Source organism: Aequorivita iocasae (genome assembly GCF_016757735.1).
Lineage (GTDB): Bacteria > Bacteroidota > Bacteroidia > Flavobacteriales > Flavobacteriaceae > Aequorivita > Aequorivita iocasae.
This window is the reverse complement of the sequence record NZ_CP068439.1, coordinates 996,269-1,007,763: the sequence shown is the minus strand read 5'-3', so window position 1 is coordinate 1,007,763 and position 11,495 is coordinate 996,269. Positions and strand designations below refer to the sequence as shown.

Annotated in this window: 15 protein-coding genes; 12 read left to right on the top strand and 3 right to left on the bottom strand. The window is 39.2% G+C overall.

The genetic code is table 11. The features are described from left to right. The 12 genes from atpE to JK629_RS04685 all read left to right on the top strand — a co-directional run bounded on the left by atpE (position 1) and on the right by JK629_RS04685 (position 7,536). A complete protein-coding gene (gene atpE / locus JK629_RS04740; RefSeq protein WP_034260124.1) occupies positions 1–192 on the top strand; it encodes an ATP synthase F0 subunit C in 192 nt (63 codons plus the stop codon). Between the two features lie 109 nt (positions 193–301). Then, positions 302–802: a F0F1 ATP synthase subunit B gene (locus JK629_RS04735; protein WP_202337471.1), complete on the top strand. Its 501-nt coding sequence runs from the start codon at positions 302–304 to the stop codon at positions 800–802. Between the two features lie 4 nt (positions 803–806). Next, positions 807–1,343 (top strand): ATP synthase F1 subunit delta, encoded by a 537-nt coding sequence (atpH, locus tag JK629_RS04730; protein ID WP_202337470.1) that lies wholly within the window; start codon positions 807–809, stop codon positions 1,341–1,343. 53 nt (positions 1,344–1,396) lie between these two features. Continuing rightward, positions 1,397–2,977, top strand: coding sequence for a F0F1 ATP synthase subunit alpha (gene atpA / locus JK629_RS04725; protein WP_202337469.1), 1,581 nt, complete (start codon positions 1,397–1,399; stop codon positions 2,975–2,977). 72 nt (positions 2,978–3,049) lie between these two features. After that, complete coding sequence (atpG, locus tag JK629_RS04720; protein WP_202337468.1) at positions 3,050–3,925, top strand: ATP synthase F1 subunit gamma; 876 nt, start codon at positions 3,050–3,052, stop codon at positions 3,923–3,925. 81 nt (positions 3,926–4,006) lie between these two features. Continuing rightward, on the top strand, positions 4,007–4,528 hold the full coding sequence (locus tag JK629_RS04715; protein WP_202337467.1) for a hypothetical protein: 522 nt from the start codon (positions 4,007–4,009) through the stop codon (positions 4,526–4,528). Positions 4,529–4,530: 2 nt separating this feature from the next. Then, positions 4,531–4,896 carry a cupin domain-containing protein gene (locus tag JK629_RS04710; RefSeq protein WP_202337466.1) on the top strand — a complete coding sequence of 122 codons (366 nt, stop codon included), beginning with the start codon at positions 4,531–4,533 and terminating at the stop codon, positions 4,894–4,896. Positions 4,897–4,899: 3 nt separating this feature from the next. Continuing rightward, positions 4,900–5,841, top strand: coding sequence for a 2-hydroxyacid dehydrogenase (locus JK629_RS04705; protein WP_202337465.1), 942 nt, complete (start codon positions 4,900–4,902; stop codon positions 5,839–5,841). 5 nt (positions 5,842–5,846) lie between these two features. Beyond that, complete coding sequence (locus JK629_RS04700) at positions 5,847–6,233, top strand: VOC family protein (RefSeq protein WP_202337464.1); 387 nt, start codon at positions 5,847–5,849, stop codon at positions 6,231–6,233. 45 nt (positions 6,234–6,278) lie between these two features. Beyond that, a complete protein-coding gene (locus JK629_RS04695; RefSeq protein WP_202337463.1) occupies positions 6,279–6,605 on the top strand; it encodes a TM2 domain-containing protein in 327 nt (108 codons plus the stop codon). A 63-nt stretch (positions 6,606–6,668) separates the two neighbouring features. Continuing rightward, on the top strand, positions 6,669–7,085 hold the full coding sequence (locus JK629_RS04690) for a VOC family protein (RefSeq protein WP_202337462.1): 417 nt from the start codon (positions 6,669–6,671) through the stop codon (positions 7,083–7,085). A gap of 19 nt (positions 7,086–7,104) precedes the next feature. Then, a complete protein-coding gene (locus JK629_RS04685) occupies positions 7,105–7,536 on the top strand; it encodes a hypothetical protein (protein ID WP_202337461.1) in 432 nt (143 codons plus the stop codon). Between the two features lie 28 nt (positions 7,537–7,564). Here the strand turns inward: JK629_RS04685 and JK629_RS04680 are convergent, their stop codons facing one another. Genes JK629_RS04680 through JK629_RS04670 form a run of 3 tightly spaced genes read right to left on the bottom strand, consistent with a single transcriptional unit; the run spans position 7,565 to position 11,494 of the window. Next, positions 7,565–8,314 carry a DUF5995 family protein gene (locus JK629_RS04680; protein ID WP_202337460.1) on the bottom strand — a complete coding sequence of 250 codons (750 nt, stop codon included), beginning with the start codon at positions 8,312–8,314 and terminating at the stop codon, positions 7,565–7,567. 22 nt (positions 8,315–8,336) lie between these two features. Beyond that, positions 8,337–10,187, bottom strand: coding sequence for a GNAT family N-acyltransferase (locus tag JK629_RS04675; RefSeq protein ID WP_202337459.1), 1,851 nt, complete (start codon positions 10,185–10,187; stop codon positions 8,337–8,339). Positions 10,188–10,237: 50 nt separating this feature from the next. Further along, positions 10,238–11,494, bottom strand: coding sequence for an aspartate kinase (locus JK629_RS04670; protein ID WP_202337458.1), 1,257 nt, complete (start codon positions 11,492–11,494; stop codon positions 10,238–10,240). Position 11,495 lies beyond the last annotated feature (1 nt).

Below are 11,495 nucleotides of genomic sequence, written 5' to 3'. Positions count from 1 at the left end.
ATGACAATTCCAACTATTGTAGGAGCAGGTTTAGCAGTAATCGGTGCCGGTATCGGTATCGGTATGATTGGTGGGAAAGCTATGGAAGCTATCGCACGTCAGCCTGAGGCTTATGGAAAAATTCAAACAGCAATGCTTATTGCAGCGGCGCTTATTGAAGGTATTGGTTTCGCCGCGATTTTCGCAGGGTAATCAAAAAAACTAGCAAACGGCTGTGACGGTTGGTTACCGCCGTTTGTTAAAAATTAAAATTGAGCATACAGTTTAAATTAAATAAATAGCCGTTACGGCGACCATTCATATGGAAAAATTAGTTAACGACTTTTCATTCGGACTTTTCTTCTGGCAAATCATCATTTTTGTGCTGTTGCTTTTGTTGCTGCGCAAATTTGCTTGGAAACCTATTTTGAATGCTGTTAATGAGCGTGAAGAAGGAATTAAAAATGCATTGGATTCTGCTGAAAAAGCAAAATTGGAAATGCAAAACCTTCAAGCTGACAACGAAAAACTTTTGCAAGAAGCCCGTTCTGAACGCGAAGTAATGTTGAAGGAGGCCCGTGAAATCAAAGCAAAAATGATTGCCGACGCAAAAGAAGAAGCCAAAGGCGAAGCAGACAAAATGGTTGCGCACGCACAAGCAGCAATTGAAAGTGAAAAAAAATCAGCTATTGCAGAGTTGAAACAACAAGTGGCAAGCCTTTCTTTGGAAATTGCCGAGAAAGTAGTAAAACACGAACTTTCTGATAAAGACAAGCAATTAAAGCTTGTAGATGAAATGTTGGGCGAAGCCAAATTAAACTAAGATAATGAGCAGAGCAGCGATACGATACGCAAAAGCAATCTTGCAGAAAGCAAACGAAAACAACACAGAAGCTGTTGTTTTTGGCGATATGCAATCTGTTTACAACACAATTGAAGGCAGCCGAGAGTTGCAAGCCGTACTTCAAAGTCCGGTAATTAAGGCCAATGACAAAAAGCAGGCTTTGCTGAAAATTTTTAGCGGGCAATCTGAAACTACGCATTCGCTTATCAATATTTTGGTTGACAATAAACGTACTTCCTTATTAGGAAATGTAGCAAAAAGCTATGTTGATCTTTATAATGACGAACAAGGTGTAAAAGTTGCAACCGTTATAACGGCAGTACCACTTTCTTCCGAATTGGAAAGTAAGGTTATGGCTAAGGTAAAGCAATTGACCGGAAGCGAAAAAGTAACGCTTAAAAACGAAGTTGACCCAGCAATTATTGGAGGATTTATCCTTCGCGTTGGCGATATTCAATATAACGCGAGCATCGCGAACCAATTTGGAAATTTAAAAAGAGAATTCAGTAAATCAATATAATTTTTGTGTCATCCTGAGCGCAGTCGAAGGGTAAAATCATAAATACAAATAAAATGGCAGAAGTAAAACCAGCTGAAGTATCAGCAATATTAAAGCAACAACTTACAGGCTTTGAAGCAACTGCTTCCCTGGACGAAGTAGGAACTGTATTAACCGTAGGTGACGGTATTGTTCGTGCATACGGACTTTCAAACGCGCAATACGGTGAATTGGTAGCTTTTGAAAGCGGTCTTGAAGGTATTGTATTGAACCTTGAGGAAGACAACGTAGGTATCGTACTTTTAGGTCCTTCAAAAGAAATTAAAGAAGGTTCAACCGTAAAACGTACACAGCGTATTGCTTCACTTAAAGTAGGTGAAGGCATTGTTGGCCGTGTGGTAAACACTTTGGGTCAGCCTATCGATGGTAAAGGTCCAATCACTGGTGAAACTTATGAAATGCCATTGGAGCGTAAAGCTCCGGGTGTAATTTACCGTCAGCCGGTAACTGAGCCACTTCAAACTGGTATTAAGTCTATTGATGCAATGATTCCTGTTGGCCGAGGTCAGCGTGAACTTGTTATTGGTGACCGCCAAACTGGTAAATCTACCGTTTGTATCGATACCATTTTGAACCAAAAAGAATTTTACGATGCAGGCCAGCCTGTATATTGTATATATGTTGCTGTTGGGCAAAAAGCTTCAACAGTTGCAAACATTGCACAAGTATTGGAAGAAAAAGGCGCTTTGGCCTATACCACCATCGTTGCCGCAAATGCATCTGACCCTGCACCTATGCAGGTATATGCTCCTTTCGCAGGTGCAGCAATTGGTGAGTATTTCCGTGATACCGGTCGTCCAGCATTGATTGTTTATGATGATCTTTCAAAACAAGCGGTAGCATACCGTGAGGTGTCGCTTTTGCTTCGTCGTCCACCGGGACGTGAGGCTTACCCTGGAGACGTTTTCTTCCTTCACTCAAGATTGTTGGAGCGTGCCGCTAAGGTGATTGCCGATGATGATATCGCAAAGGAAATGAACGATCTTCCGGAATCATTGAAAGGAATCGTAAAAGGTGGGGGTTCATTGACTGCACTTCCTATTATTGAAACACAGGCGGGTGACGTTTCGGCGTATATTCCAACAAACGTAATTTCGATTACCGATGGACAGATTTTCTTGGATGGAGATTTGTTCAACGCGGGTGTTCGTCCAGCTATTAACGTAGGTATTTCGGTATCTCGTGTGGGTGGTAACGCTCAGATTAAATCGATGAAAAAGGTAGCCGGTACCTTGAAACTTGATCAGGCTGCTTTCCGTGAATTGGAAGCGTTTGCAAAATTCGGTTCAGATTTGGATGCTGCAACCTTGAACGTTATTGAAAAAGGAAAGCGTAACGTAGAGATATTAAAGCAGTCTGAAAACGATCCGTACACGGTGGAAGATCAAATTGCGGTAATCTACGCAGGTTCCAAAAACTTGATGCGTAACGTCCCTGTTGAAAAAGTAAAAGAATTTGAAAGAGATTACCTAGAAATGTTGAACGTAAAGCACAGAGACACGCTTAACGATCTTAAAGCTGGTAAACTTACTGATGAGGCAATTGATGTGATGACAACAGTTGCTGCTGATCTTTCAGCGAAATATAAAAAGTAGTTAGATTTCTGTATTGAGTATTGAGAAAATATATCTCGATACTCAATACTAAATACTCAATTCTATAAAAGAATGGCGAATCTTAAGGAAATTAGAAACAGAATATCATCCGTTGGTTCAACGATGCAGATTACCAGTGCCATGAAAATGGTTTCTGCTGCAAAATTGAAAAAGGCGCAGGATGCCATTACCGCGATGCGTCCCTATTCTGAAAAGCTTACCGAACTTTTGCAAAACCTAAGCGCTACACTTGATGCCGATACAGGCAGCAAGTATTCTGATCAGCGCGAGGCGAACAAAATTTTAGTTGTTGCCATAACCAGTAACCGTGGTTTGGCGGGAGCTTTCAACAGTAATATTGTAAAAGAAGCCCGCAATTTAGCTGCTAATACTTACGCTGGAAAGCAAGTGGATTTTATGACCCTTGGAAAAAAAGGGAATGATATTCTGAAAAAAACAGGAACTGTTCTTGAAAACAACAACGGTATTTTTGACGATCTTTCTTTTGAGAATACTTCTGAAATTGCTGAAAAATTAATGGATCTTTTTTCCCAAGGAAAATATGATAAGATCATTTTGGTTTACAATAATTTCAAAAATGCTGCTACGCAAATTGTTATGACCGAGCAGTTTTTGCCAATTCTGCCTCCAAAACAAATTGAGGGACAGGAAGCAAAATCCAGCGAAACCTTCTACATTTTTGAACCTTCAAAAGAAGAAATTGTAGAGGCTTTGATTCCAAAGAGCTTGAAAACACAATTGTTCAAAGCCCTTCGCGATAGTGTTGCCAGTGAACACGGCGCACGTATGACGGCGATGCACAAAGCAACCGACAATGCTACTGAACTTCGTGATGCATTGAAACTTCAATACAACAAAGCGCGTCAAGCTGCCATTACTAACGAAATCCTTGAAATTGTTGGTGGTGCGGAAGCTTTGGCCGGATAATATCATAAAAATCAATTAAAAAGAGCCTTTCGTTTTTCGGAAGGCTTTTTTGTTGCATAATATTTGTAATTTTAAGGAATTATGAAAAAAATAAAAACCATAGTATTTCTTTTGACGATGCCTTTATTGTTGCTCAGCTTTTCCAACTGTGGTGGGGCACAGGAAGTGAATGATAATAAAACATTTGTACAAAATCCTCCGTTTAAGATTGCCGAAGCATATTACCAAAACTGGGTGGCTGGTATAAAAGATGGTGGTTCTGGAACTAATATCCATATTATTTTCAGCGAAATAAATTCAGATGTTGTAATTCAAAATATCTACTTCAGAAACCATATTCTTGAAGCAAAAGGCAATATAAACGAACCAAAACAATTTGTGGGCTATCTTAAAAATGAAACCCAGCGCGATATTGTCATGGATGCAGACCCAATGAAAGAAGCGCAAAATACACTTTCAAAAGCGTTTCCTTTTCAGTTGGAGGAAAACCAAGCGGTTCTAGAATATTGGTTCGGTGGAAAGAAAAATTATTTTAAAATTGAAAACCTTTCACAAAAGGAAATGATACCCTATCCGCAGGCGAATCCAAACCAACATGAATAGTTATGCAAACTATCAATCTTGAAGAAAAATTTTCTTCATTCAAAAAACATTGGCACCCCCACCAAATAGCCGTTGTGGACAATATGCAAGTGCTTTTGGCAAAGTTGAAGGACGAATTTGTGTGGCACAAGCACGAAGAGGAAGATGAGTTATTTTTTGTGCAAAAAGGAACTTTAGAAATGCACTTCCGCGATAATGTTGAAATTGTTTCCGAAGGTGAAATAATCGTGGTTCCAAAAGGTGTGGAACATTGCCCAAAAACGCAGAATGGCGAAGAGGTACACGTGCTTCTTTTTGAAAAACTTTCCACAAAACACACCGGCAATGTAACTTCAGAAAAAACCGTTTCCGAATACCCAAAAATATAATATATGAAAATTCTTCACCTCGATAGCAACCATCCCTTATTGTTGAAAATGCTTGAGGGCGCAGGGTTTTCAAATCAAGAAAATTACAAAGCTTCAAAATCTGAAATAGAGCAAATTATCTCGAATTACGATGGAATCGTAATCCGAAGCCGTTTCAACATTGACAAACAATTTCTCGATGCCGCAAAAAACCTGAAATTTATAGCCCGTGTTGGTGCCGGTTTGGAAAGCATCGATATGGATTATGCAGAACAACTCGGAATTAAATTAATTGCTGCCCCCGAAGGCAATAGAAACGCTGTGGGTGAACATGCGCTTGGAATGCTTCTTTCGCTATTTAACAACTTAAATAAAGCCGACAGGGAAGTTAAAAATGGCCTTTGGAACCGCGAAGCCAACCGCGGGATAGAACTGGACGGAAAAACCGTTGGAATCATCGGTTACGGCAATATGGGCAAAGCGTTCGCAAAAAAACTAAAAGGTTTTGATTGCGAAGTAATTTGTTTCGACATAAAAGAAAATGTTGGTGATGAAAATGCGAAACAAGTATCTTTAAAAGAACTTCAACAAAAAATAGATGTTTTAAGCCTTCACACGCCTTGGACTCCTTTGACGGATAAAATGGTGAATTCAGAATTCATCAATTCGTTTTCAAAGCCCTTTTGGCTCATAAATACCGCACGCGGTAAAAGTGTTGTAACGGCCGATTTGGTTTCGGCGTTAAAAGCTGGAAAAATATTGGGAGCTGGGCTTGATGTTTTGGAATTTGAAAAACTTTCCTTTGAAACGCTTTTTGATTCGGACAATCTCCCCAATTCCCTCAAAGAACTGTTTGCAATGGATAATGTAATTTTAAGTCCGCACATTGCCGGATGGACGGTGGAAAGCAAAGAAAAATTGGCAACGGTTATTGCCGAAAAAATAATTGATAATTTCAAAAAATAAAATAAATGAAAAAAAGAGTTACGGGCATTGGCGGCATATTTTTTAAGACCAAAAATCCCGATAAAACCAAGGAATGGTATAAAAACCACTTGGGACTGAACACCGATACTTACGGCTGCACCTTTTGGTGGAAAGACGAAAAGGGCAACAAATGCTCAACGCAGTGGAGCCCATTTAATGCAGACACCAACTATTTTTTGCCAAGCGAAAAAGAATTTATGGTTAACTACCGTGTGGAAAACCTGGAAGAATTACTGAAAATTTTAAAAGAAGAAGGTGTAACAATTGTGGGCGAAATGCAGACCTATGATTACGGAAAATTCGGCTGGATACTCGATCCCGATGGAAATAAAATTGAACTTTGGGAACCTGTTGATAGTGCATTTCTATAATTTTTTATAAATTTAAAATACGTTAAAAATCAACTAATTAATATTATGGAAGAACAACAAAACCAAGGGTATGACAGTACCCAGCAGCAATCACGAAATACCGCTAACGAAAGTTGGAATCAACCTTCTCCCCAACACAATCAAGAAAACAAAAAGATTTTGGCAGGAATTCTTGCCATTCTTTTAGGTGGATTTGGCATTCATAAATTCATTTTAGGATATACGCAGGAAGGGATAATTCAAATAATTATAACCGTAGTAACCTGCGGTATCGGCAGTATAATAGGTTTAATTGAAGGCATAATTTATCTAACCAAAAGTGATGAGGAATTTTATCAAACCTATCAAGTTGGTAAAAAAGGATGGTTTTAAAATTTAAGAGCCTTTGGATATTTTCAAGGGCTTTTTTACTTTGTTAAATTTTAAAAAAGTAAAATGAGCAAACACGGCGCAATACCCAATTTAATTTACAGCGATGTTAATGCTGCAGTTTCATTTTTAAAAAAGGCGTTCGGTTTTAAGGAACACGGTGTTTATAAAGACGACAACGGCAAAATATTTCACGCACAACTGGTATTGGGCAAGGCTTTAATAATGGTAAACCCATTCAATCCCGATACTGCTTTCGGTAAAATGCTCAACCTTCCCAAAAACCTTGAAGGCTACAATACCCAAACACCTTATTTTATAATCGAGAATGTTGATGAACATTACAAAAACGCAAAGGCAAATGGTGCCGAAATAGTAATGGACATTAAAGACGAAGACTACGGTGGCCGTGGCTACAGCTGCAAAGATCCCGAAGGAAATATTTGGAGCTTTGGAAGCTATAATCCTTTTTCAGAAAAGTAAAATTTAAAAAAATAAAGCTATGAAAATCACCCTTGCCATCCTTGCCTCACTTTTACTTTGCATAAGTTGCAAAAACCCAAAAAGTGAAGAAATATCTTCAGAAAATGAAGAAACTGTGGCTACCGAGGAGTTGTGCTTCAGAAATGAATATTCCTTTCCAGATAGTACCGAAAATATTGATGTTCTCAATCTTGATCTTCACATAAAAGGAGATTCGGTCACGGGGAATTACAATTGGCTACCTGCATTAAAAGATCAACGTCATGGAACATTGGAAGGAACTATAGAAAATAAAACCATCACCGCTACCTATCGGTATATGCAAGAAGGTATTGAAGAAACAGCTGAAATAACGATAGTTCTTAAAGACGATAAAGCTATTATAACGGGAGATAATCCCAACTCTGGTTTAGATACAGAGGTTGCGAAAATTCAATGCAATGTAGATTAATTGTATGGGTGTTTTGTAAACACTTCAACTATTGCTTAAGTACCAACACTATCTGCGGAACATCTTTCTTTTCAAAGAAATAAATGGTTTTTACCAAATATTTTAAAACCCAACTTTTTTGATGGATCAATTTGTCGGCAAGCGTTGCAATTATAGTATCACGTGTTTTTAGTTCTTCGTCTTTGTTGTGCGAAAAATGATACTGGTTGGCGAAAAGCCAGGCTCCATCGCGAGCTACGTTTATACTGAAATTTACCAATTTATCCTCGCGGCCTTTTCCAAATTTATCCAATAATCCAAATAAAGGCGAAACAGTAATTATCTTCGATTCCACATTTGCAATCATTGAACCAAGAATTTCATTGATTTTATTGAAGTCATTTTCAAAATCCATCAACTCGCCATCATCGCCAACGGTTTCAGCCACGGCAATCCCGAGGTCTAAATTGATGTGTGCATTGATGCCCAAAAGCAGATGCTGCATAATCAACAAATTTCCCTTTTTTGCAACTTCAAAGGCTTTTTTCCAACTTTTAGTAAAAGGTTGATTTTTGCCTAAACATTCGTAAGCCTCAATATATCTGTTCGCGAAGAGCACATCCAGCTTTTCCATGCGTGGATTGTTTTCGAATTCATTGTTGAGAATACCCTCTTTTATGCGAACAGTAACTTCTCTGTAAAGTATGGGGAAATATGCCATACAGGAATTTTTGGCACATTCGGCGTCAATAATATTGTCCAACCGTGCTATAACTTCATCAATAGTTTTTGCAGCCATATCGAACAAATTTTAAAATAAATTAATCAGGATTTACTTTTTCATTTGAAGTTTCCGTATCGGCACTATCACCATTTTTATCGGAATATTTCTTTTCAAGCTCTGCCTGAAATTCTTCCATCACAGGCTTTACCGTACTTTCGGGCAAATCTGCAATGCGGATGTACATTAAACCATCCACCGCATTGTTAAAAAGTGGATCAACATTGAAAGCTACCACCTTAGCATTTTGTTTGATGTACTTTTTTATGAGCACCGGCAACCGAAGGCTTCCCGGCTCCACTTCGTCAATTATTTTATCGAATTTATTGAGGTCTGCCTCGCTCTCGTCAAAGATAAAATCCTTGTCCGCATCCTTCAATTTTACTTTGTATTCTTTTTTCGGATTGATGTACTGAGCCACATACGGATCGTAATAATTCGATTTCATAAACTCAATCATCAAACTTTTGGAGAATTCCGAAAACTTGTTGCTAATACTCACCCCGCCAATTAAATAACGGTGTTCGGGATAGCGAAGCGTGGTGTGTACAATTCCTTTCCAAAGAAGGAAAAGCGGCATAGGGCGCAGTTGGTATTCCTTTATGATGAAAGCGCGACCCATCTCGATAGATTTGCTCATCATTTCATACAGTTCGGGCTCGAAACGAAAGAGATCTTGAAGATAGAAACCGTCTATCCCAAAACGTGGAAAAATCTCTGAACCAAGCCCCATTCTATAAGCTCCCGCCATTTTTCGTGCATCGTTATCCCACAAAAACATGTGGTGGTAGTAGCTGTCAAATTTATCCAGGTCGGTGCTGTTGTTCGTGCCTTCGCCCACTTCGCGGAAGGTGATTTCGCGTAGCCTCCCTATTTCCTGCAAAATGTACGGAACTGAATTTGCCTCAGCCAAAAACACTTCATAATTTTTGCTTACAAGCAGTCGCTTATCGTTTTCGCGCAATTTTTCTATTTCCGCTTCCATGGCTTTTAATGGAATGGGTCCAGCGATCTTCTTTGGCGGTTTCGGGAATTTCAGCGTTTTCGGGATGTTGTCCAGTAACTTTTTCTTCTGAAAAGCATTGGAAAGCATATAAGTTTTCTTCCGAAGAAATTCAGTAAAAATGGGCAACGACTCGTGTTCTTTTTGGTCTTCCACAGAAATGGCGTTGCCAATCCGTACTTTTATCAACCGTTCTTTTTGCGTGAGCAATTCCGAAGGCAACTTGGCAGTGCGAAGCGTATCGCTCATTTTGGCCAAGCGATAGAAAAGCTTGCTGTTCTTAGCGTGAAAATAGATAGGCACCACGGGCACCTCGGCTTTTTTTACCAACTTCATTGCAGCTTCTTCCCAAGGCTTATCAACCAATAATTTTCCGTCCCGGTAGGTTGAAACCTCTCCTGCGGGAAAAATTCCCAATGGATGGCCTTCCTGTAAATGTTTCAGCGCAGATTTAAAACCGATGATACTCGATTTTACATCCTTTCTGTCCTCAAAAGGATTTACGGGCATTACGTAAGGTTTCAGTGGTTCAATTCTGTGCAAAAGAAAATTGGCGACAATTTTGAAATCGGGACGATGCTCTAACAATAATTTTAGTAGCAATATACCGTCTATGCCTCCCAAGGGATGGTTGGAAATAGTTATGAAAGCCCCTGTTTTTGGTATTCTTCGTAGGTCTTCCTCCGGTATTTCAAACTTTATTTCAAATTCTTCAATCAACGCATTGATGAATTCTAGATCGTGTAGATGCTTGTTTTTGTCGTAAATTTTGTTGAGGGTGGTAATGTTTAAAACTTTCATCAATGACCAGCCCATAAACGTGCCCAGAAAGCCAAATTTATCGACGTTTATTGCTTTTGCAACTTCCTTAGCATTGACTAATCCCATGAAATGTTTTGGTTGTTTGTGTTCAACAAATATAACGAATGCAAACGATACTATTCCTTAATAACCAACTGCACCGTCTCCTTGCTTTCCTGCTTCAAAAGCACATTTTTATTTTCCGCAAGTGCTTTTACTTCAGTGGGGTTAAAATGGCGAATGGTGTATAGCGTTACATTTTCGTTCCATTTCACACTGAATTTTTCGCGAAGCTTAGCCAACAATGCCTCCAAATTGTTGAATTTGTCGTTCACACACACCGAAAAACTGATGGCCGAATTCTGTATCATTTCAACCTTCATTTTGTGCTTGTGAAGCCATTTAAAAACGTCGCCGATGTTGTCTTCCATCATAAAAGAAAAGTCCAATGAAGAAAGTGAAATGAGCACCAAATCCTTTTTTAGAATAAAACATGAAGTTTGTGGGTCGAGCGTTACGCCTTTACCCACGCAGGTTCCGGGAGCAGTTGGGTTTAAAAATGATTTCACAAAAAGCGGAATTTCCTTTTGCTGCAATGGTTGAAGTGTTTTGGGGTGAATTACCGAGGCGCCGTAAAAAGCAAGCTCAATTGCTTCTCGATAACTAATGTGATTTAGCAGCATAGTTTCCGAAAAATAACGGGGGTCAGCATTTAAAACGCCGGGCACGTCTTTCCAAATAGTTACACTTTCAGCATTCAAACAATAGGCAAAAATTGCCGCGGTGTAATCACTACCTTCCCTGCCAAGCGTCGTGGTAAAGTTATTCGAGGTTTCCGAACCCAAAAAACCCTGTGTTAGGGTAATTCCTGTTTTGCTGACTTTTTCAGAAATATTCTCTTGGGTTTTCTCCCAATCAACGTTCGCATCGCGGTAATTTGCATCAGTTTTTATGCACTGGCGCACATCGAGCCACGTAGTGTGTATTCCGTTTTCGGAAAAGTATGCTGAAACTATTTTTGAAGAAATCAGTTCTCCGAAGGAAACAACTTGGTCGTAAACAAAAGCATGGTTTTTGGATTTGTTGGTTTCCAAAAAGCGCTTCAGTTCTTTAAAAGTTTTGTCCAAATCAACAAAAGCAGGGTGTGAAGTAGAAGAAAACAGCCCGTTCAAAATTTCGTGATGAAAGTCGTAAACAGTCCGTAAAGCATTTTTTACATCGCCAGATTCCGAAAAGTACTCCTTTATTACCTCTTCCAAAGCATTGGTTGTCTTGCCCATGGCGGAAACCACGATCACCAAATTTTTCTCTCCCGTTTGGGAAATTACCGAAACTACATTTTTTACGCTATCGGCATCTTTAGTGGACGCACCACCAAATTTGAAGATTTTCATC

Coding starts and splice junctions, on each gene's coding strand:
- atpE (WP_034260124.1), top strand. CDS start 1: ATGACAATTCCAACTATTGTAGGAGCAGGTTTAGCAGTAATCGGTGCC.
- JK629_RS04735 (WP_202337471.1), top strand. CDS start 302: ATGGAAAAATTAGTTAACGACTTTTCATTCGGACTTTTCTTCTGGCAA.
- atpH (WP_202337470.1), top strand. CDS start 807: ATGAGCAGAGCAGCGATACGATACGCAAAAGCAATCTTGCAGAAAGCA.
- atpA (WP_202337469.1), top strand. CDS start 1,397: ATGGCAGAAGTAAAACCAGCTGAAGTATCAGCAATATTAAAGCAACAA.
- atpG (WP_202337468.1), top strand. CDS start 3,050: ATGGCGAATCTTAAGGAAATTAGAAACAGAATATCATCCGTTGGTTCA.
- JK629_RS04715 (WP_202337467.1), top strand. CDS start 4,007: ATGAAAAAAATAAAAACCATAGTATTTCTTTTGACGATGCCTTTATTG.
- JK629_RS04710 (WP_202337466.1), top strand. CDS start 4,531: ATGCAAACTATCAATCTTGAAGAAAAATTTTCTTCATTCAAAAAACAT.
- JK629_RS04705 (WP_202337465.1), top strand. CDS start 4,900: ATGAAAATTCTTCACCTCGATAGCAACCATCCCTTATTGTTGAAAATG.
- JK629_RS04700 (WP_202337464.1), top strand. CDS start 5,847: ATGAAAAAAAGAGTTACGGGCATTGGCGGCATATTTTTTAAGACCAAA.
- JK629_RS04695 (WP_202337463.1), top strand. CDS start 6,279: ATGGAAGAACAACAAAACCAAGGGTATGACAGTACCCAGCAGCAATCA.
- JK629_RS04690 (WP_202337462.1), top strand. CDS start 6,669: ATGAGCAAACACGGCGCAATACCCAATTTAATTTACAGCGATGTTAAT.
- JK629_RS04685 (WP_202337461.1), top strand. CDS start 7,105: ATGAAAATCACCCTTGCCATCCTTGCCTCACTTTTACTTTGCATAAGT.
- JK629_RS04680 (WP_202337460.1), bottom strand. CDS start 8,314: ATGGCTGCAAAAACTATTGATGAAGTTATAGCACGGTTGGACAATATT.
- JK629_RS04675 (WP_202337459.1), bottom strand. CDS start 10,187: ATGGGATTAGTCAATGCTAAGGAAGTTGCAAAAGCAATAAACGTCGAT.
- JK629_RS04670 (WP_202337458.1), bottom strand. CDS start 11,494: ATGAAAATCTTCAAATTTGGTGGTGCGTCCACTAAAGATGCCGATAGC.